Source organism: Candidatus Omnitrophota bacterium (genome assembly GCA_014728045.1).
Lineage (GTDB): Bacteria > Omnitrophota > Gorgyraeia > Tantalellales > Tantalellaceae > WJMH01.
This window is the reverse complement of the sequence record WJMH01000020.1, coordinates 22,994-46,071: the sequence shown is the minus strand read 5'-3', so window position 1 is coordinate 46,071 and position 23,078 is coordinate 22,994. Positions and strand designations below refer to the sequence as shown.

Annotated in this window: 11 protein-coding genes and 1 riboswitch; all 11 genes read right to left on the bottom strand. The window is 50.5% G+C overall.

The annotated features are described in order from the left end of the window. On the bottom strand, positions 1-11,828 hold an 11,828-nt coding region (locus GF409_07390), incomplete at its 3' end, for a hypothetical protein (GenBank protein ID MBD3427032.1). A gap of 63 nt (positions 11,829-11,891) precedes the next feature. After that, positions 11,892-11,974: riboswitch (cyclic di-GMP riboswitch) on the bottom strand. 118 nt (positions 11,975-12,092) lie between these two features. After that, entirely contained in the window at positions 12,093-14,123 is a 2,031-nt protein-coding gene (locus GF409_07385) for a tetratricopeptide repeat protein (protein ID MBD3427031.1), read from the bottom strand. A gap of 223 nt (positions 14,124-14,346) precedes the next feature. Further along, on the bottom strand, positions 14,347-15,363 hold the full coding sequence (locus GF409_07380) for an acyltransferase domain-containing protein (GenBank protein MBD3427030.1): 1,017 nt from the start codon (positions 15,361-15,363) through the stop codon (positions 14,347-14,349). Beyond that, positions 15,357-16,343 (bottom strand): beta-ketoacyl-ACP synthase III, encoded by a 987-nt coding sequence (gene fabH, locus GF409_07375; GenBank protein MBD3427029.1) that lies wholly within the window; start codon positions 16,341-16,343, stop codon positions 15,357-15,359. The genes GF409_07380 and fabH overlap by 7 nt, the downstream gene beginning before the upstream one ends. Before the next feature lie 32 nt (positions 16,344-16,375). After that, a complete protein-coding gene (gene plsX / locus GF409_07370; protein ID MBD3427028.1) occupies positions 16,376-17,368 on the bottom strand; it encodes a phosphate acyltransferase PlsX in 993 nt (330 codons plus the stop codon). A gap of 50 nt (positions 17,369-17,418) precedes the next feature. After that, complete coding sequence (rpmF, locus tag GF409_07365; GenBank protein ID MBD3427027.1) at positions 17,419-17,643, bottom strand: 50S ribosomal protein L32; 225 nt, start codon at positions 17,641-17,643, stop codon at positions 17,419-17,421. 43 nt (positions 17,644-17,686) lie between these two features. Next, positions 17,687-18,835, bottom strand: coding sequence for an acetate/propionate family kinase (locus GF409_07360; protein MBD3427026.1), 1,149 nt, complete (start codon positions 18,833-18,835; stop codon positions 17,687-17,689). 19 nt (positions 18,836-18,854) lie between these two features. Continuing rightward, positions 18,855-19,856, bottom strand: coding sequence for a phosphate acetyltransferase (pta, locus tag GF409_07355; protein ID MBD3427025.1), 1,002 nt, complete (start codon positions 19,854-19,856; stop codon positions 18,855-18,857). Further along, on the bottom strand, positions 19,853-20,335 hold the full coding sequence (gene coaD, locus GF409_07350; GenBank protein ID MBD3427024.1) for a pantetheine-phosphate adenylyltransferase: 483 nt from the start codon (positions 20,333-20,335) through the stop codon (positions 19,853-19,855). Before coaD ends, pta begins: the two co-directional genes overlap by 4 nt. Then, positions 20,332-20,901 carry a 16S rRNA (guanine(966)-N(2))-methyltransferase RsmD gene (rsmD, locus tag GF409_07345; GenBank protein ID MBD3427023.1) on the bottom strand — a complete coding sequence of 190 codons (570 nt, stop codon included), beginning with the start codon at positions 20,899-20,901 and terminating at the stop codon, positions 20,332-20,334. Before rsmD ends, coaD begins: the two co-directional genes overlap by 4 nt. Then, positions 20,901-22,970 (bottom strand): ATP-dependent DNA helicase RecG, encoded by a 2,070-nt coding sequence (gene recG / locus GF409_07340; GenBank protein ID MBD3427022.1) that lies wholly within the window; start codon positions 22,968-22,970, stop codon positions 20,901-20,903. The genes rsmD and recG overlap by 1 nt, the downstream gene beginning before the upstream one ends. Positions 22,971-23,078: the final 108 nt, after the last annotated feature.

Genomic DNA, 23,078 nt, shown 5'->3' with positions numbered 1-23,078 from the left:
GCTTTGCGCGCCTGCATATCCGTTTCCGCATTTTCGTATATCTGAACGCTCCAATCGACTACTTTATCGCCTAAATCCTTTACAACGTCCCACCCAGCACTCACATCCTCATATACCCCCGTCCAGAAGTTCGCGCCCCTTGAGGAGGGATCAATGAAGTCGGGGGAGAGAAAACCGGCTATTCCCCTGCTGAAATTGATTGTCGCGTCGGTTGTCATGGAAAAAAGCGCGAGCGGTCCTAACCCGTAAGCCAGCCATCCTGGCCGTAGACCGGTTCCACTCCAAGTTCTTTGCCGCGCTTGACCAAGTCTTCTTGCTCCCTCAATAATTTCTGGCGTTTTTCCTCTAATTCCGGCGATCGTGTTATCGGACTGTTCGCTGATATAGGCTTCCGCGATTTCTTTCGTAATTCCAATAAGCGTTTTTCCCAAATTGTATAATCGGCTTCTAGTAAGTCCAATTCCTTTGAGCGCTGTGTTAATTCCTTTGAGCGCTGTGTTAATTCCTTTGAGCGCTGTGTTAATTCCTTCTCTAGATCCGCCAATTGCCTGTCTATAGCCAGTGCCTCCTCCCCCAAATCCTTTGCTTCCTTTTTGACTTCCTTGACCGACAGGTTTTCCCAATTTTTTATCCGCTCCTCGCAGCGTCTCCCAAATTCTTCCACCTTTTTCAAGTGTTCTTCGAAGTATTCCCGTCCAACCTTCCCAAAGCGTTTGTCCAAGTCCACCCTTAATGTTCGCAGACCCCTCAAGCGTCTTTCCACCCGCGCCTTTACCGATCTTTTCCATAATCCTGCTAAAAATCCCATTAGCTCTTCCTCCAATTGTACTTGCAGACGACTTCATGCCTTTAACTATCTTTCCAAAAACAAACATACTGCCTGCTATTTCACCAACTATACGACCCTTCTCCCTGTTACCTGCAATTATACCTATTCCTTCACGAGTGGCAAGCTCCAGACGCTCAGCATATTCCCTGCCGCTGGAATAAAACGCACGCCACAGGTTTTTCCAACTTGAAAGTGAAAATACTTTTTTCGCCGCGCTTACGGGATGCCTTACTATGTAAACACCTACCGACGCCAGCCCTAGCGCGCTCTCGACGCCACCGGCCAGAAATCCTTCGCTAAAACCAAAAACCGAACTTGTTACCGACATGTGTTCGGCATATAATCTGTCTCTCAACTCGTGGTTGTGAACGGAATAGAAAAGCCTAGACTTGATATTAACTGATTCTCTTCTTAACATTAAGTCAACGGTTTCGCCCACAAGCCCATCATACAGGACCTCTTTTATCAAGCCTTGATATGTCGTACCCAGACTTACTTCCTCTCCCGCCGAAATGCCGCTTAAGGTGCTTTCTATCAAGTTTACGCCGGCTTTCAGGCCTGAAACCGTTATACCCTTCCCCCCAATCATTGCATATAATATTTTCGAGGCGTACAACCCTGCCGCGATAAACCTTTCTACATTCTCTTTAAAAACCGTTATATTGGCAGCGTAATTTGACTTAAGACCATTTAAACTTACGATCAGTAAGTCGATTGAGCTTTGCACAACATCTTGCGAAAATTGCAATTGAAAATCCGCATTTTGAGAGTTTACCACATATTGCAAAACGCTCAAAATCGCCGTTAATTCGCGCAATGTGACAGGGAGGAAATCGGTATCGATTTTCCCAGCTTCCAATTTCAAAATACCCATCAACGATCCAACTGTCGCTTCGCCTATTTTTCCGGGCAAATCAGGCTTCAACTGGCTTTTTAACACCTCCGCCTCTGGGAGTTCCGTTTTTAAGTTCCTATTGTCACGCAGAAGTTTACAATTTTCCCCGGTCAGAATTTTCCCATCTATGATCTCAAAAGCACCCCGGTTCGGCACAATATTTCCATCCGGGGTTATACTATATAAATTCTGCTGGACATTCACCGTAACCGTGGCGCCCTGAGCGCCTGAAACGGGCACTATCCCTTCAGGGCGAGAGCCATAAATCAGCTCTGAAGAAGTCACTACTTCCGGCACGCTATCGGCATGCGCGTATGGGACGATGGCATCGCCTATTTTCTCAAGAAGGGTACCCCCCATATCAGGCGATACCGCGCCCTCGTCTAGGCTCTCAATAAGAGGCAGCAGCTTCCCGTCAAGATCCCGCCGTACGGAGCTGAAGAACGCATCTCCATGCTCAACGACCAGTTTATTCCCGTTTATGCTCAAACCGGCACCGTCGTACAGGAACATGGCGTCGGTTACATCCTCATCCGTTTCCATAAGCCAGACGCCCTGATGATCTCGACCGTCAACGGTTAAAAGTGCCTCGCCATCAACGACCAGCTCGGATCCTTCGAGCCTCACGCCCATGGAGCTGGCAGCAAAACCCTTCCCCCCCAGATCGACCTCAAGCCCCATGGCGGCACAGGGTAACCGTCCGCGTATAACACTATCTTCCCCTATGGAAAACGGGATGACCGTATCGCCGACTATATAATCAAAATTACCTCCCGCAAAGCCATCAAGGTCTTCGAACGCGGCCCCGGAATCAACGTCAGGAACGAACATGTCACATACCATTATGCCCTCGCTGAACCTGCTGAGGCGCTTTACCGTCCCGTCATCGAAACGCACAAAGAAAGTCTCCGTCATGACCGCCTTTGCCGCACCGTTTATGCGGGATAATATATTAACGTATGAACCGACCCCGGGAAGGGCTTTCATAAGCTCGGGCACCTTGTAAGAATATTCTCTTTCCATGATAAGTTCGCCGTTCTTATCATATACTTTCTCGCAGACGGGGCGACCCTTGTAATCCCTTTTCCTGACCGTATCGCCTACTCGCATGAAAACCTTCTCGAACTGCTGGCATTTGAGGGAAAGATCGGCCGCGTACGCACCGTTCTCGACGAACACGGTGAAATCGGTGAACTGTTTTCTTATAACGCTGTTAAAGGCGGGGGTACCTTTTTCTATGCCCAGTTTCGACATCAGCCCGGGCAATTCAACCAGATGGATCGACCGGATCTTCGCATGAATCTCGTATTCGCCTTTTTCACCAACTACCAGTTCTATGTTCTCAAAATTCGCTATCTGTCCGTCAGCAAGTTCGACAAGACCTTTTATTTCATGCGCCAGTTTCCTCAGTTTAGGCGTCTGCTCCTTAAGGTCGTCCAGGAGCTTGTTGACGCTTACCCGGTCAAGTTTCAACGCCAGACCGCGTATTTTCGTTTCCCTCGCGCCGGGATCCACCTCAAGAACAAGATCGAACTGGCCCTGCCTCAGACCGCTGAAGTTCTTCGCCAGGTACTGATCGGCTTCGGCCGAAAGAGAAGGATCTTTTATCTGGGCCGGGTCTACGCGCATGAGCGCCCCGACGATCTCACTCCCCGAGCGGTTGATCTTAACTACTATCTCCAGGCCGCTCAGTTTATCAGCGCTGCCCACGGCGTCCAGAACGGTCTGTTTGAGGAATGACAGGTCTTCCCTTCCCGCCTCATCAGAAGATTCAATAAATGAAACCGCGTCCTTGACCTGGAGGAACATGAATAGATCCCCCGTCTTCAGGTTAAGCTCAAGTTCCGCCTTGTCCTCTACCCCGTAACCGGCCCGTTCGAACCACTCCAGAGCCTCTCCCTTCAGGCCGTCATATCCGGCGTCTCCCATCAGGTAAGATCTTTCGCCGTCGGCGGTCATAGCGAACTGTAAACTCTGATTCCCGTCCACAAGCCAGTTCTGTTTCAAGGTCGATATCCCCTCGCGGGAAGCAAGCGACTCAACCAGCGCTCCGGCCTCGTGTTCAAGTTCGTCCACAAGGTCGAATACCATGTAACTTTCCCCGTCCTTATACCCCTCGAAGCGAAGCAGGTTGGACCGGCCCGTATCTTTTTGACGAGTGCCGATAAGACCGAAAAGCCCCCCGGCGAATTCGGTGACCCCCTTAAATAAAGAAACTACTTTTGTCCTTAACCCGTTCACTAAACGGGTGAGCTTATTCCCTTTCCGCTGCTCCGCCTTAGGCGCGCTGAAGAGCTGGCTTACGGCGGATCTTGCGATCGGGGAAATAGCCCTTGTCCATACCGAAGGATTATCTTCGACATATTTATTTATTGAAGCCTCCGCTATGGATTTAATGGCCGTCGCGGTCAGGAATTTACCCATGTTATTGAAAGAACCCCTGTCGCCTATAATTCCGCCGTACGTGTAGCCAACCGCGGCGGAGGAGAAGCTTGCTACAGCAGACGTGAGGAAAGTTCCCCATTCATTCTGCCTGCCTACCTCTGTAACGCCCTCGGCAACGATGGCCTGAAGCGCGCCTACCTGTGCGTCAAAAACGAATCTTTCGAAAGTCCCGAAGCCGGCTTCGGTAAACTCGCCCAGACCGATACCTGCCCAGAGATTCTGAAATTCCCCCAGAGGCGTCATGTTCATCACTTCCTGCATGGGCGAGAACCCCAGAAGCCCCCCGAAACCGCTGCCCAACCCCGCCGACAATAGCTGCGTTCCCAGCGAGAGCATGTCGAAAGTACCGTTCGCCAGAGCGATACTCGAATTCAGCACCAGTGAAAGCGCCCAGCCGATATAAGGGACCGCGTTAAGAACAGCACTTATAACACTGATAATGGTCCTTCCGAAAAAATCAGACCAGAAATTCGTGCTTATTACCTGCACATCGACGTACTGGTTCACGTCCTCTTGTGTCTTCTCTCCGTATTTATCGTACCAGACGGTCTTATCGTAATGCTCGGTTATCCTGTATGTACCGTTCCTGTCGCTTTTCTCGGTTTCCCTATGGAAATGATAATATGTTTTTGTGCGGGAAATACCGCCCGCTTCATTATAAAAATAATAATTCTTCGAATAACTATACGCGTCTATGCGTGTATAGGTCTCAACAAGCTGTCCGAGGGCATTATATCTTGAGGTGTCCACCCTGGAGGACTCCCCGTCCGCCCAGGAAGAGTAGCTCATTCTCTGACCGAACTCGTTATAAGTGATGGTGCCTACAGCATTAAGCTCATCCTTTACCACGGATGCGTCAGCTGTCCTGATGATCTTTATTCTTTCCACATAATTCTTGAGCTGGTTACCCGTCCTGTATACAGTCGCGAGCCTTTTAACGGTCTTTTCCTGCTCCTCCCGGGGCTTGCCGGAGCCAACATCCTTGTAACCGGTCTCTGTCTCCAGGTATTCCGCGTGCCTGCCCAGTTCATCGAAAGCTGTAACGGCAGTAGTCCTCCTCCAGGGCCGGTATTCTTCAAGTTCGTCATAAATCCGCCATCCCGCCTGTTGCGCCCAGCGTATCTGCTCTGCATCGGTAAGGGCCTTAAGGTCCTCGTCGTTCAGGCATATCTGGTTCAGTTCGTCCGACTTGACGTATTCTGTGACATCGGGGGTGTAAAGATCCTCCCAGTAGATCTCTCTTCCGTACCCGTCATAAACAAGCTGACTCCTTCTATTGAACGTGGAACTGGACAATCCGGGTCCGGTCCTTTCGGTCAACTCGGTAAAACCGTTCATCCTGCCGTTTTCATAGCTAATATCGGAAACCGCCCTTGTGGTGACGATACTGCTGGAGTCATCACTGATAGTTTCCACATATCCGGTAATATTGTTCTTGCTGTAGACGATATCCTCTCTATTGATGGTCTCGGTGATATCCAGCCCATCAGGCTCATCAGTAATATGCCGGGTGCGTACTGTCTGCTCGAACCCGGTAGTACGGTCGACTTCATAGCTCGTCTGCCAGTCCGTTTCGGTCCGTACCGTGTCTTCCGGTATGGACACTCCGTTACAATTGGCAGGGCTGTTATCCTCGAGCTTGACCTCGCTGTAGCTGAGCATATTGTTCTTATCGTCATATTCTTCGACCGTAAGGTTGGTCTGCGCACTAGAGTATTTCTCGAAGTCATACCCTTCAGCCTGTCCGGTAACAGCCTGGAGGTCATAAAGCTTGCAGTTGACGTATTCACTTCCGCCGTCGGCATCGTTAACGTCATGCCTTGTCCTGAGCCTGACATACTGGCGAAGGCCCTTTACGCCCTCAAGGTCGACAGGTATGACCCCTTCTGCGATCTTACTGCCGTTCATGGAAGAATATTTATCACCGCTGGCGTTGAAATGCCACTCGGTGAAGTCATTCTCAAGCTTTTCCCATAAGGGATTGCCGTTATTATCGACTTTTATATCTCCGTTCTCATCGACCCGCAACACCTCAAGATGCGTCCATGCTTCCCCTTCGTTGGCGGAGGCTCCCGAAGTGGTCCTGACCGTCAGGTCCATCGCGTAATAGATCTCTTTTAGGTCGATCTGTTCATTGAATAGATGCGTCGAATAAATGAGCCTGTGATCCGACCCGCCTATGGACTCGCTGAAACAGCTGTCAAGGTAATCGGTCCCGGTATCATACACCAATCCGCATGTGCTGCCCGCCAGGCCTTCCTTTTCTCTTCCGTTGACCGTGAAACTGTGCTGGGTATCGCTCCAGTTGACCGCGTTGGTACGAGGTGCGTACCCGAAACGGTCGGTGGTCTTTCTGGTGGTAGCGATATTCCCGTCAGGTAGATATGTCGCCGACCAGCACTGGTCGGTTAAAAGCACTTCTTTATCGCCAAAGACCAGTACATCACTCTCGTCAAGACCGGGATCGCCGCCGGAGATGTATTCTGAGATATAACCGAACGCTTCGTCCTGGCAGGTCAGGCCGTCACCGTCAGTATATCCTTCAAGATCAAAAAGAAGCGAATCCAGCCTGACCTCCCGGCAGGAGAGCGGTCTGTCTTTTCCGTCATAATCTCCGGCTATCCATTTGGAGATCGAACTTTTACCATCGGGATCCGCCGAATGCACGTATATCTCCGAAAGCCTTTCTTCGAGATCATACAGCTCTATCCTGTCCACCCTTATCCAGGATGTTCCTTCGGAGAACTCGCGATGGATCACCGCTTTTGTGACCTTGCTGCCTTCCTTTACATAATGATAGGTCTCCTTCTTCTCCGTTTTATCCGGCGCGCTTTCCACTTCGGCCGAAAGAAGCCTCATGTCGGCGTCATAGGTGTTTACCGCTTTCCTCCCATCGACCTGGCTTTCCATCCGCACGGTGAGAACATCATCCGCTGTATCATAAAAAACATTCGCCCTGACATTGCCGTCATTGTCCCGTAACTGGGTGAGCCTGTTATCCGCATATTCGAATACATTGCCTCTGGTGTCAGTGATACGGTCAACTTCTCCCTCTGGCGTGAAACTGATGAGGGTAGGACCTGTTATTTCCTTGGGAGCGAGACATTTTCTCGCTTCTTTGAGAGCGTCTGCGACCGGGCTTGAGGGCGCCAGAGACGCTGATCTGGGGCCGGCACCCTCTGGCTCTCTGAGGCTGGTGAAATCCGTCTCCCGGTATGGAGCCATATCGGGCGACCATTCGAAATATATATTCCTGCCTTCAGAATCGGTGACCGTAACATAATCGCCGTTGGTCAATACTGTCGTCTCGACGTTTTTCCTGATATCATATTTGTATTCCCTCAACGAATGATCGGGTCCGAAATAGAAGAATTCGCCCTCTGTTCTCACTTTCTCGCTGAGGACCAGGTCCTTGTCGTACTGGATGTCGAATATCTCCGAATAACTTTCCGTGCCCTCTGAACAGCTTGCAGCCGAATAACTTTTGATACGGGCATATTCATCATACTCTATCTGACTCTTTTTGAAGTAATCGCCGGTTTCCTGGTAGCCTTCGTCAAGTTCCAGTGAAATGATCGTAGCGGGTTTTTTATCGGTATATCCCTGGAAAACGAACTTGTTCCGTCTTGTCCCCTCATCAGGATCTATATCCGTTTCAAGGTAACTGGTTATATTATCATCGGCATCATATTCAAAGGATTGCTGTATGGTCTTCCTGCCGTTCTCCGTGAAATCGTATGCCTCGCCTGAAGATGTCCAGTCATAGAAAACTTTCTCGATCCTGCGATACCTGTCTTTTTCGTCAAAATCGGAGAACTTTACGCTTTTCGCACCGATAAGAGTCCCGGCTGTTTCGGTTGACCAGTCCCATTCGGTATCCGGAGAGAAAATCTTCTCAAAATAGCCCGTATTCCTCCCCTCATCGTCATAGGTGAAATCCGTTCTTATGAAATAGTCCCACTGTTTATAATCATCCATATAGTATTCACAGGTCGTACCCTCCATGTAACAGATCTTTTCTTTGCCCCGTTTGCCTTCATACCTGGATAAATAACTCCTTTTAAGGGCATCGGTATCTCTGGAAGCTTCACTTCCGCCGGAATATGTATAGGAGGCCCTGAGCTGGCGGTTATCTCCGTATTCATAGATAATAGTACTTTTTATCTGTCTTTCATCAGGTTCATGCGGCTTGAAGCCGTATTCCTGAGAAAAATCGATTATTTCCTTGTTTTTCCCGCCTTTATAATAAGCGATGCTTTGAAGGAGCAGCCCGGTAGTAACCCCATCAGGACCACCTCCTTCATAGGTCTGCGCCCTTGCAAGAGGATCTTCCCGGAAGGCGTTTTCCGCTCTTACCACCCTGCGGGAAGATGACACTTCATCGAAAGTAGTATAAAAATAGTAAGTGCTGCTCCTTACGGTCGTGTCTTCCCGGTAATTGAGCGTGAAATCGGATACTTCATAACCGGAAAGGCCGCGATAATAGGTTTCGGATGAAAGTGTTTGGTCATCGGCTTCGTTCGTGTATATCTTGAAAAGAGCTCCGTTATCGGCGTAAGAATAATGGGAAATGCTCTCCAGCGCCTCGCCGGCATCGTAACTTCGGGATATACTTTGCTTCTCTCTTGACTTGGGCCCCTCAAAATCGGTCTCGGATACCAGGTTATCTTCATTATCCCTTGTAAAGCTTCCGGAAAGAGCCCCGGAAGGATCGTATATGTAAAATGTGCGGTTCTCTACCTCGAGACCTTCGTCATCGAACGATCTCATGGAATAAGCGCTTTCTCTGTTCATCAGGCCCCTGAAGACCGTCTCAGAAACTTTTACGCCGTCTTTATCATAAACTGTAGTTGCTGAAAGCGACCCGTCCGGATCATAATCATAGCTTGTAGTTTTTATTGTCCCGCCGGCGGAATCATACCCTTCTAAAAAGCGTATCTTCTCTGACCCTTTTTGGCCCTGATACACTGACCTAGCGATCTTTCTGTCAAGGTGATCATACGTCTCCGTCGCGGACAAGGCGCCACTGGCATCATATATGTATGTTGAATCGGACAGGACCGTTCCCTCGAGATCGTATTCGATGGAACTCTCGCTCCTCTCAAAACTCATATCACCCCCATAAAGGGTCTCAGCCAGCAGCATACCGTCTGCCCCGCTGGTAAGGGTCTTCTCTAAAGCGCCGTTGATCGCGTAATGGTATCCCGTAACCGTAAGTTCATTACCCAGATAATCATAACCGGTGATCTCCCGGACCTTTTCACGGCCCATACGGCCTGCATATACGGTTTTTGATAATCTCCGCCAATCGTTCCTTTCCCGGTCGGTGAACCCCTCGGTAACGGTCCGTTCCAGGGCGCCCGCCTCATCATAGACATATTCAGTAACGGTCAAAAGCCCTCCCTCAAGATCGTACTGTTCCGATCTGACGACATCCTCGTAATTCTCTGGGCCTTCGTAAAAGACCTCTGAAAGCTCCCTGCCCGAACTGTCTCTGGACACCGTCTTTGAGAGGGCATTTGCTGAGTTATACTGATATTCAACCGTGCTGATCACCGAACCTGCCAGATCGAACCTTGTCTGGGAAGAGGATTTTTCGCTGCCTTTTATGCCCCTGTATGATGTCTCATATATCTTGCTGCCCCCGGCGTTGGTAGTAGTGCTCATCTTCAATGCGTCGGTAACATCATATTCGTACGAAACCCGCGAAACGGTATTACCGGCAAGGTCATAGTTCCCGGTAAGGGTCCTTTTCTCCTGTCCGCCCCCGCCCTGATAGAAGGTCCTGGACAACACCCTGCCGGCATCATCTTTTGTCACCGTCCGCTGTAATGCCCCGTCAGGACGATAGATATAGGTAGTATTATTAATAGAGCGTCCTGCCAGATCGTAGTTAATGGTAATATCCAGTTGTTCCCGGCCTTCATAACCTGAATAACCCATGTAAGATACCCTTGTACCACTTGCGGTATCATATGAACGGTCGCTACCTTCCGTGCGGTATATATTAACTTCATCGAGTTTTGACCGCTCATAAAGATATTCTTTACGCAAGAGAGTATTCTCGCTCAGAATATCAAAAACAAAAGAATATGTTATATATTCATCTTTTTCGGGACCGTCAAAATATGACTCTTCCTTTATTTTCCCGCCCGCCAAGTCATGCGGGTCATCAGCGCCCACGTATTTGGTGATCCTGTCGAGCGTATATTTATTACCGTCGCCCCCTGCATGAGGGTTATCGGCATCCGGCCCAAGATCATATTCATAAAGGCTCGCGCTGTTCAGAGTAACGCCGTCTATTTCGTAATCATAGGAAAGGGTGACCACCTCTTTGCCCTTAAGACCACGGAATTCGCTGCAACGCCTGAGTATCCTGACCCCACCCTTTATGCAATATGTTCTGGTCAAATGCAACCGGCCGTTCCGGTCATAATGATACTCCGTCCTTCTGGAAGGTTTGTAAACACCATCATCAGGATAATAGCCTCCCAGAACATGGTCGATCACTTCTTTATCTTCTTCTCCGGTGTATATCGTCGTTGTCAAGAGCCTCTCTTCGCAGCTTTGAAGACCCGCCCGAAAATCATCAAGGCTCTCATCTATATCCAATCCCCTGATGTTATATGCACGGGTCTTCCTCAAGGGACCTGCCCTGAGGCTCTTGTAATCATAACAGTCGATCCTGCCGGGTTTTTCTTTATCATCATACTCGCTGTAAGCGTAAACGAGTTTTTCTTCCCCGCTTTCACCTTCGTAGACTGCCTTCCTGGTGAGCCTGCCCTTAGACTCGACATCCTGTTTCCATTCATCTTCTTTTTCCTCAATGAATCTCTTCCACTCGTCGTTCGTATAAGCGGAGGTCATTCCGGAAACGTCATAAGTATTTACTTCGGTAAGTTTCCTTTCCTTTTCATAAACATATAAAGAAACCTCTTCGGGTTTACCCTTACAGTAACTCGAAAGAACGTAATTTATCCGTTCTTCCCCTTCCTTACCGGAATAGGCAACCTTTTTGACGATCATTTCTTCCGTAAGGGTTTTATAATCCCCTTGCTCAAAACTGGCCATAACCCTGGCCTCATCTTCTTCGGAGATCTCTTCGAGTCCGGTACTGATCCATTTATCAGCGCTAACATCACGAATGTCATAGGAAGTAACGCTCGCAAGAACAGAGCCGTTCTCGCCATAAGAATATATTGATATCTGCTGGGGGGAACCGCTCTCGCCGTAATCAGAAAGGGTATACTCAATACGTTTTTCCGGGGCACTCTCCGATGAAGCTTTTTTCTTCAAGGGTGTGGTTTCTTCGTAGTCAGATGACCTCGGGGAATTATCCAGAAAAAGTATAGCTTCTTCTTCGATAAGGTTTTTAGTGCGTATGATCTGTTCATGCTTTTTCTGCGCACGCAAAAGATAAGGCATGGACATACGCCCCATACTGTTTATCTCTGTTTCATCCGATAGAAGTTCCTTCGCTACAGAATATGTGTATTTATGGAGCACCCTGTCGCCGGCCAGTCCGGCCTGCTCGAAGGTAAAAATAAAAAGTAAAAGCCAGGTAAAGATCTTTAAAGATCTGTTATACCTGGCCCATCCGATCCCCCGGTAAGGGGTTATTCTGTATTGGTATTGCTGTTTCCAGCTTGTTTGGGGCATAAGACCCGTCCTTGACAATAAAAAAACCGGGCTGCTGGCCTTTGTTACATAAATTACAAGGCAATCGGCAACCCGGCTATGCAGAATACATTTCGGCACCCGTGGCTTTGTGTCCCTGCCTCGCGGCAGGTTTACCTTTATCTTGAAACCTTTAAAAGAACCACAAAATCAATCCTAGCATTGATTTGCGTTTTTGTCAATATATTTTTTATATTTCTTCAACTCGTCCGGCTGTAAAAAAGTCGCTCCCGGGAGCGACCTGAATTATTCAAAGCCTTTTTCGCCAGAGCGCTTACCTAGCGCCTTGGCGAATTCGGGATCGGCCTTGTATCCCAGCTGACGGGCTCTGGCGAAGCTCGTCACGGCATCATCGTACTCATCCTTGTAAAAACAGGAGACCGCCAGGGTGTAATAAGCCGCGGCGTTGTAAGGATCTAGTGAAATGGCTTTCTTGGCGTGGTCTTCTGCTTTTTCATAAAGCCCGTTAAAACAATAGGCCGCCGCAAGATTAGTGTGAGCGGGCATGAATTCCGGATCGATCTCGAGCGCCTTTTTATACTCGGCTATCTCCTTCTCATAGAGACCGTTGATATGGTAAACGACCCCGAGGTTGTAATAAGCTTCAACAAGAGAAGGATCGATGGCTAGAGCCCGCTTGTAATGGAAAACTTCCTTGTCGCGCATCCCCTTCTGGCCGTAGGCCACGCCGAGATTGTAATGCGCTAAGGCCTGGCCGGGATCAAGCTCTATGGACTTAAGATAAGCTTTGATGGCCCTGCCGAAAAACCCCATGTCCGCGTAAGCCGAACCCAGCTCGAAATAAGCTTCCGTATAATCCGGATAATCCTTTATCGCCTCCAGAAGCTCGCTTACCTCCTCCTCGTGCATCCCTTTCTGCCGGTAAGCGCCCGCGAGATTGTAATGGGCCTTGGCTATACCCGGGTCTATTTCGAGGGCCTTTCTATAGCAGGATACCTCCCTGTCGATATGCCCCGTTTCTCCGTAGGCTACACCCAGGTCAACGTAAGCTTCCGCGTAAAAGGGGTCGATCTCAACGGCCTTTTCATAAGAAAAGATCTCTTCCTGCCTCATCCCCTTGAGGCCGTAGACCATGCCCAGATTATACCACCCCTGCGCGAAACCCGGCGCCAGCTCCACTGTCCTTTCATGCTCGGCGAGTGCCTTATCATAAAGTTTCCTCGCGGTATAGATTAGACCAAGGGCGTAATGAGCGTCGATATAATCGGGGTTTATCCGTTCAGCCTTCTTGATCTGTGCTATTGCCTCGCCGTACTGGCCCTTGTACGCGTAGGCAAGCCCCATATTGTAATAAACTTCAGCGTAGTTCGGCCTCGCCGCACGTATCTTATTGAAATGCATTATGGCGTTATCGTACCTGCCGTTAAGGCTGTAGACGATACCGAGATTGTAATGCGCGTCCAAAAGCTTCCCATCAAAGCTCAATGCCTTGCGGAACTGTTCTATCGCCTTTTCGTACATCTGGCGCGCGCTGTAAGCGACACCCAGGTTGTAATAAGCATCCGCGTAATCGGGAGCGACTTCTATAGCCTTGCGGTAACACGTGATCTCTTTTTCCGAATAACCGAGATCCCCGTAGGTTATGCCGAGATTATTGTATGCTTCAGCAAAGGAAGGGTCCACGCCTATGGCCTTGATGTATTCGGCTATCTCCCGGTCCTTCTGGCCCAGCGCCCCGTAAGCGACCGCAAGATTATAGTGGGCGTCGGCATAACCGGGGTCAAGTTCAAGAGCCTTTTTATATTCGGATACGGCTTTCTCGTAGAGTCCCTTGAGTCCGTAAAGTACTCCCAGATTATTATGGGTCTGCGCCGAGTCAGGCGTGAGATCGGCCGCCCTCCGGAAAGATTCTATTCCCTCATCGTACATTGCCCTGGCCCCGTAAAGGATCCCGAGATTGTAATAGGCATCACTGAATCTGGGTTTCAGATAAGCGGCGACCCTGAAGCTGTCGATGGCTTCATCATAATTACCCTTCATCGCGGAAGCAACGCCGCTGTTATAATGCATCTCAGCAAGGCCCGGCTCATCGCTTACCGCTTTTTTCAGGGCGGTCATCTCACTGTTGTAAAAACCCCTGTCAACGGACCTGTAAGAATAAACAGCCTCTCCCCCCTTGATCTTCTCCTTGAGGGCGAGTCCGCTGAACTTTGAATCTAAATTCGTCTGTATGCTTACGCTGTGGGCTCTGGCTGCAAAGAATGGAATAAGCAGCAAAGAAATGATGATGGTTGTAATGATTTTTGAACGCCGCATTATAATGGCTTTCTTTTAAAAAAAATTGGCTCTTAGCTTTTTTATTTTTTAACGCCCACTATTTCAATTTTATCACATTTCGTATAAAAGTCAACATATTTATAGAGTTCTGGCTTTGTGTTGGACTAACTAAATATTTTGGAAAGATCACAAAAAAAGCGGCCATTATTCTGCGTAACGGCCGCCATCTTCGTTTTATTTATGTAAGAGCGTTTGAAAATAACTATTGTACTTTGCCCTCCTGCGTTTCCATCAGCGATGAGATGTCCTCAGTGCTATGGACGGTGATCACGTTCAGCGTCCTGTCTATCTTCTTAAGAAGCCCCTTAAGCACACTGCCCGGACCCACTTCCAAAAATTCAGTTATTCCCAGCGAATGTGCCTTTTTAACCGATTTCTCCCACAGCGTCCTGCTATCGAGCTGGTTAATGAGGTTCTCCTTGATCCTGTCAGGGTCCTTGGTGACCTCGGCATCGATGTTACTTATAAAATCAACAACCGGTTCTTTTACCTCTATGCCATCAAGAACCTCTTTGAGTTTTTCCTTTGCCGGTCTCATGAGCTCCGAATGAAAAGCACCGCTCACCTTGAGCATTATAACCCTCTTGGCCCCCTGGTTCTTCGCAAGGTCCGCGGCAAGCTCCACCTTGCTGGCATGACCGGAGATGACCACCTGTCCGGGACAGTTAAGATTGGCTATCTCACAGCCGATACCCTTGCACAGCTCCTCGACCTTTTCCACTTCAAGCCCCATGATCGACGCCATTTTGCCCTGCTGTTTCTGTGAGGCCTCGTCCATGAGCCTTCCGCGGCTATCAACGAACCTGAGACCGTCCTCAAAACTCATGGCACAGCCCGCAACAAGGGAGGTAGGCTCGCCGAGACTCAATCCCATCACGACTGAAGCGACCGAAGTTATATCTTCCGCCGAGAACAGCTCGCGCCGTTCCTCACCCACAGGCGAACCCTTGAGCTTTTCGATAAGGACGTTCAAAGTAGCTATGCTGGCAGTGAATATCGCCGGCTGGCTGTTAGCCGTTGTCTGGAGTTCTTCTTCGGGTCCTTCGAAACAGAGCTTTGCTATATCCCTGCCCAGGACCTCGCCGGCCCTGTCAAAAACCCATCTGGCCGAAGCCTGCGTCTGGTAAAGTTCCTTGCCCATCCCAACTGTCTGGGAACCCTGTCCCGGGAACAATAGACCGTATTTCTTGCCGTTCATCGCCTCTCCTTGTTTTACCATCTTATAATAAGCGCTCCCCACGTCAGTCCACCGCCGAAGGCGTCCATCAGGATAGTATCGCCCTTTTTGATCCTGCCTTCTTCGACGGCCTCGGTAAGAGCCACCGCGCTTGATGCGGCGGACATATTGCCGTACTTATGGATATTGAGATAGACCTTTTTCTCCGGATCGACACCCATCCTCTTGGCCAGAGCGTTGAGTATCCTTATATTGGCCTGGTGCGGGATGATTATGTCTATGTCGTCACCCTTTAGCCCCAGCGGTTCGGTCACCGCAAGAGCCGCATCAGCCATGATCTTGACGGCATGCTTGAAAAGAACGTTACCCTCCATCTTTATGGTATGCAGCTTGTTCTCGACCGTCTTGATCGAAGCGGGCATCCTTGACCCCCCGGCGGGAAGCTGCAGGAGATCGCCTTTGCTTCCGTCAGCACCGAGACTCGCGCCCAGTATGCCTCCGTCTTCGACAGGCCCGAGAACGGCCGCTCCCGCCCCGTCACCGAAAAGAACGCACGTGGAACGGTCCTCCCAGTCGGTCACCGCCGAAAGCTTCTCGGCGGCAATGACAAGGGCGTGCTTGTAAATGCCATTTTTAATGAACTGTGAGGCTATTGTGAGACCGTACACGTAACCTGAACAGGCGACCGCGATATCGAACGCGGGCACCTTACCCGCGCCCAGCTTGTTCTGGACAAGGCATGCCGTTGAGGGAAAGAACATATCCGGCGTTATCGTGGCTACTATTATAAGATCTATGTCCTCAGGCTCAAGATCCGCGTTCTTAAGCGCGCTTTTGGCCGCCTTTACCGCCATATCGCTGGTAGCAACCCGGTCGGACGCTATGCGCCTTTCCTTTATGCCGGTACGCGTGGTTATCCATTCGTCGGTCGTCTCGACCATCCTTTCCAGGTCCGCGTTGGTAAGGACCTGTTCGGGGAGGAATTTGCCAACCCCGAGTATGCCTACCTTCTTATTGCCCATTTTTCTTTCTCCGTTCTGATGGATTCTTGCGATCAATAATAGTTAAGTTCCTCGATAACATGTTTGTTCACCTGGTGGCTTATGTTCTCGGCGGCTGCTCTGACAGCGTTCTTTATCGCCTTGGCGTTGGAAGCGCCGTGCGCGATTATAACACTTCCGTCAACACCCATAAGTGGAGCGCCGCCGTGTTCGGAGGCGTCCACCCTCTTTTTGAGGGCCCGGAACGCAGGCAGCGTGAGAAGAGCGCCGAACTTGGTCACGAAACTGCTTTTTCCAAGCTCGGTCTTAAGAAGCGTGGCAGCCGCATCGGCGAAACCTTCGGTAACCTTCAGGAACACGTTGCCGATGAAACCGTCGCAGACGACAACATCGGCCTTTCCGTTATAGACCTCCCTGGGTTCGACATTGCCGATGAAATTCAGTTTGCTTTCAGAAAGCATTATGTGCGCGCCTTTGACGAACTCGGTGCCCTTGGTATCCTCTTCGCCTATGTTCAGCAGGCCCACCGTGGGATTCTTCTTGCCGAATATATGTTTTGAATAGGCGTCTCCCATGATGCCGTACTGCAGAAGATGAAGGGGTTTCGGATCGATATTCGCCCCGACGTCGATAACGATGACCGGTTTGGTGAGCGTGGGAAAGATGACCGCTATTCCAGGACGGTCCACCCCGGGCAGAAGCCGGAGGCTTAGAGTGCTCGCGCACACCACCGCGCCGGTATTCCCCGCGCTTACGAAGGCCTCGTACCGTTTCTTCTTGAGGAACTCAACCCCCTTGACGATCGAGGAGCTCCTTTTTTTCCGGACCGAAAGCGCCGCCGGTTCGTCCATCCCTATGATCTCAGAAGCGTCCACAACGTCTAGCTTGTCGGCCGGATAATTATGATTCGCCAGTTCCCGGTTTATAAGATCTTCGGGACCTACGAGTGTCAGGTGATACCCATACTCCTTGGCTGCCAGGATAGCGCCTTCAACCGTGCTCCGGGGAGCTTTGTCCCCTCCCATTGCATCCAATCCGATCTTCATTTATCGTCCTCCGGTTTCCTGCGGAACAAGTTGCCGCAGGGTGAACGGCATTAAGCCCGTCTGTTCTTTTTCTCGCGTTTTTCCTTTCGCTCTTCGAGCGATTCTATCTTCTTCACCTGCTTGCCGCCGTAATAACCGCAAGAGGGGCATACCCTGTGGGGTTTTTTGGAGCTTCCACACTGCGGGCATTTGGTGATAGAAGGCTCCTCTATCTTGTAATGAGTGCGTCTTTTCCTGCCGCGCGATTTCGAATGTCTGTGTTTTACTTTTGGCATCTGTCTATTCCTCCTTTTCAAAGGTCCTGTCCGGACCTCTATATTATTTTTTGACCGCTTCGGCTACGATTTTAGCCGTGTCTTTTGCTATTAAAAGCTCCTCATTGGTAGCTATTGTCATGAACTCCGTATCCTGGCCGAATAAAGCCCTGAGATCTTTCGCGATACCGTCCTTTATCTGGTGGACGTTCTCCCCGATCCCAGCTGTGAAGATAACCGCATCCACCGCACCCATGGCCGCCGCGTAGGCCCCTATATATTTTTTGATACGGTAGACAAAGATATCATAGGCCAGGCGCGCCCTTTCCGATCCTTCCTTAACGGCTTTGAGGATATCCCTCATGTCATTGCTTATGCCGGAGACGCCCAGAAGTCCGCTTCGCTTGTTCATTAGCTCGCTCACCTGTTCCGGCGTGAGGTCCTCCCTCTGCATAATGAAAGTTACGGCCGCCGGATCCAGGTCACCCGAGCGAGTTCCCATCAAAAGCCCCTCCAGGGGCGTGAACCCCATCGAAGTATCGATGCTCTTTCCTCCGGATACCGCGGCAATGCTGCAACCGTTGCCAAGATGCACCGTGATCATGTTTAGATCCTCGTAAGGTCTTTTTAGTATCTCCGCGGCCTTGTGCGACACATACCGGTGGCTGGTCCCGTGAAAACCGTACCTTCTGATACCGTATTTCTCATAGTACTGATAAGGAAGGCCATAACAGAAAGCGTACTTGGGCATAGAATGATGGAACGCCGTGTCAAAGACCGCTACCTGCGGAACGTCAGGGAATATCTTCATGCAGCTGCGTATGCCTTCCAGCGAAGGAGGATTATGCAACGGCGCGAGTTCCGAGAAGGCGTCTATGCTCTCAATGACCTGCTCATCTATCAGGATACTCTCGCTGAACTCCTCGCCGCCGTGCACCACTCTGTGCCCCACGCCGGTGACCTGGCCCACATCGGAAAGAACACCTTTATCCGGATCGACCAGATATTCCCTGACCAGCTCTATGGCCTTGTGGTGGTCGGGGCAGTTAACTTTCTCCTGCAGCTTCTCCCGGGCGCCGCTTTCGTGAGTGATCGAAGAGGATTTTTTCCCTATCCTTTCGACCACGCCCTTTGCCAGGTATCTTTCCTGGTCTATATCGAACAGTTCGTATTTGACAGATGACGAACCGCAATTCACTACGAGTATCAACATCTTTCTTCGGTTATCCTCCTTAAGAGCCCTGGGCCCTTATCGCGGTTACGACCGCGGTATCAACGACATCCTCCCAGCTGCATCCGCGCGAGAGGTCGCTGCAGGGCCTGTTCAGCCCCTGTATAAGCGGACCGACCGCCCTTGCGCTGCCCAGACGCTGGCTTAATTTGTAAGAAATATTGCCGGCATCAAGGTTGGGGAATATAAGCGTGTTGGCCCTTCCCGCCACTTCACTGTCAGGGCATTTAAGCGCAGCCACCTCGGGCACTATGGCCGCATCGACCTGAAGTTCACCGTCTATCATCAGTTCCGGCCTTTTGGTCTTTATCCTTTCAAGGGCCTTTCGTATATTCTCTATGGATTCCCCTTTTGCGCTGCCCTTTGTGGAATAGCTCAAAAGCGCAACGCGGGGTTCTATGGAAAAAAGCTTGCGGAAAAGATCACTGGTGGCTATGGCTATACCGGCGAGCTGTCTTACCGACGGATAGGGTATTATACCGCAGTCACCATATGCGAAAAGCCCGTCCTCACCGAACGGGCAGCCATCCATCTCCATGATGAAGGAACTTGATACGGTGCCTATCTCCCTGTCGAGCTTAAGGCACTGTATGGAAGCCCTGGCCACGTCCGAGGTGGTATGGCTGGCGCCGGCTATGTAACCGTCGGCGAGCCCGAGTCCGGTCATCATGGCCGCGTAATAAACGAAGTTCTCCATAACGGTTCTTTCGGCTTCTTCTTCGGTCACCCCTTTTCTCTGCCTGAGCTCAAAATACCCCCCGATGATCTGTTCCCGCTTATCGTGCGTGGTGGGATCGACCAGGTCCACGCCTTCCAGGTCTATCGAATTCTCCTCGGCTAGTTTGGCGACTTCATCCTTTTTCCCCAAAAGACAGATATCGGCCACACCTTCGGAGGCGGCCACGGAAGCGCCCTTGACAACTCTGGCGTCCTCGCCTTCGGCAAGGACTATCCGTTTTTTCTCAAGCTTGGCTTTCTCTCTCAGCGCCAGTATCCTGCTCATTTTTCCAGCTTCTCCTTCAGCTTCTTTTCCACGTTCAAAGGGACGAATTCAGAAACGTCAGCCCCCATCCATGCGATCTCTTTTATAAGTTTGCTCGAAAGATACGAATACGACTCTCTCGGCATCATGAAAACGGTCTCCACTTCAGAATTCAGCTTCCTGTTGGTAAGGGCCATCTGGAACTCGTATTCGAAGTCGGATATCATCCTGAGTCCCCGAACAACCACTTTCGCGGATCTGCCCACCGCGTAATCTACGACAAGACCGTCAAAACTTTCAACTTCGATGTTGTCCAGGTCACTGACCGCTTTACGTATCATCTCGACACGCTCTTCGACAGAAAACAGCGGCGACTTGTCCATGCTGGGGGCTACAGCCACATAAACCTTGCTGTATAAAGCCGCGGCACGTTTTATCACGTCCAAATGTCCGTACGTGACCGGATCGAACGTTCCTGGATAAATTGCCCTGGTCGTCATTTTTTTAGGAATATCGAAATAGATATATCTTTGTAAGTCCTTTGCTTAAAGAGAGAAACATCCCCCTCGCGATCCGGAAGGACCTCCCGGAGATGGTGCTCAATTATAAGCAGACCTGAAGGGTTTAATATATCATAGTGATTTATCATAATCAAGATATTTCTGGCCATACCGGCATTAAACGGCGGATCACAAAAAACAATATCGAAACGCATGTTTTCTTCGTTAAAGCGCAAGAGAGCGCGCTCAGCGTCCCGGTTTATGAGCTCACTTTCCTCGCCAGCCCCCAACTGGTCGATATTCTCCGTGATAACACCCGAACAAGCGGAATCCTTCTCGACGAAAACAGCCCGAGACGCCCCGCGTGATATTGCCTCAAGACCGTAGGAACCGCTTCCCGCGAAAAGGTCAAGAACCTCTGATCCGGGCACATCCGGACCTATCATGTTGAAAACAGCTTCTCTGATACGATCCTTCGTGGGTCTTACACCGTCTGTTCGCGGGCGCTTTATCTTCCTGCCCCTGAACTTACCGCCTATTATGCGCATTTGAGCTGACTTCGTCATCACTTCACCGTTTTCCCGCCGAACCTCTCGGCTATGTCCTCCCTTATCCGCCTGTTGTGCGGATCGCTCAGCGCAGGATCCTGCTCAACAAGGTCGAAAGCCTCGGTCCGGGCCTCCTCCATGATATCGAAATCGCGCACGATATTACCGAACCGCAGCTCCGGAAGGCCGCTCTGCCTCTTGCCCAGGAATTCCCCGGGACCCCTGATATCAAGATCCTTCTCGGCTATCTTAAAGCCGTCATCGGTCTCGGACATCATGGCCAGGCGTTCCCTCGAGGAATCGGTCTTCGGATCCCCCAGAAGGATGCAGTAGGACTGGTGTTCCCCCCGCCCTATACGGCCCCGGAGCTGGTGAAGCTGCGCCAGACCGTATCTTTCGGCGTGTTCAACGAGCATTACCGTCACGTTGGGCACGTCCACCCCGACCTCTATGACCGTAGTGGCCACGAGGATATCCTGCTCACCCTTGCGGAAACGTTCCATGGCGCGCTTTTTCTCATCGGCCTTCATCCTGCCGTGGACCATCCCCACCTCTAGATCGGGAAAAACCTCTTCCTTGAAATGTTCCCACATCTCCTCCGCCGAGAGCATCTGTGATGACCCGCTGCGTTTAACGCGCGGATAAACGATGAACGCCTGATGCCCCGCGTCTATCTCGCTCCTTATAAAATCGTAAATAGCCCTGCGCTTCTCCTCGCCCACCCAATAAGTCGTAACCGGCTGCCGGCCTCCCGGCTTCTGCTTCAGAAGGGATATATCCATGTCACCGTAGACCGTGAGCGCAAGGCTTCGTGGTATCGGTGTCGCTGTCATTACAAGGGTATCCGGCGGGTTCGGCCCCTTGCCTATCAGACTTTTGCGCTGCGCGACGCCGAACTTGTGCTGCTCATCGATCACGGCCAACCCCAGGCTGTCAAAATCCATCCCCTCCTGGATGAGCGAGTGGGTCCCTATCACTATATCCGCCTCCCCGCTGGAGACCTCTTTCCTTATCCTTCCAGAAGCTTCAGCTTCGATACCGCTTACCAGAAGACGCACGTTAATCCCAAGAGGCATGAGGGTCTTGCTTACCGTGACATAATGCTGCCGCGCGAGTATCTCGGTGGGCGCCATCATCGCCGCCTGGTAGCCGTTATTGACAGCAAGAAGAAGCGCGTACATCGCCACCGCCGTCTTCCCGCTTCCCACATCTCCCTGCAGAAGCCTGTTCATGGGCTTGTCGCTGGCCATGTCCCGCTCGATATCCTTTATGCATTTTTTCTGTTCTGAAGTGAGCTCGAAATCGAAAAGCTCCTCGAACTTTTCGCGCAACCCCTCCATCAGGTCGTATTTAATGCCTTTTTTTCTGTTCTTAAGACGCCTCAAGGCCATGACGACCTGCAGTATGAAAAATTCCTCGAAGACCAGCCTGTGGTAGGCCCTCTCCAGATTCTCGAAAGAATAGGGAAAATGTATGTTCTCTACGGCGAACTTGAAATCGACCAGCTTCCTGCGCGCCCTCAGACTTGTGGGAAGCGGATCGTCGATATGAGCGATATGCGCTTTTATGGCGTTATGTACGACTTTCCGCATATATCTCTGTGAAATGCTTGCGGTAAGGGGGTATATCGGCACTATCCTTCCCACGTCCAGCGCCCCCTTGATCTTTCCCTGTTCCACCACCTCATAGGCGGGGTGGTTCATCTGCAGGCGCTTCTGCATATCCACCTTCCCGTAAAAAACGACCGTCTGGCCCTTTTTAAAGACCTTGTTCATGAACGGGAGATTGTACCAGACCGCGAAGAGGCGGTTCTTATCATCCCCAAGGACTACTTCAAATATGCTGGTACCGGTCCTCGCTCTGAAAAAATTCGTTTTGAGCACCCGCCCCGCCACCGCCATGGATTCACCAATAACCGCGTCCTTGACCGGGACCACCCTGCTCCTGTCCTCATAACGCCTCGGCAGGTAATAAAACAGGTCCAGGACGGTCTCTACGCCCAGCTTGCGGAAACTTTCGGATTTTTTGGGGCCCACGCCCTTTATGTACCTTACAGGTATATGTTGAGGGGATTTTTTTACTTGCATATTGATTTTTATTATGATAAGATTTGCACCTGTTTCAGTAAAGCGGTGCAACAGCCTGTTCAAACCAAACAAGAGCAAGCTAAGATAGCATTATAGAAGAAAGGTCTA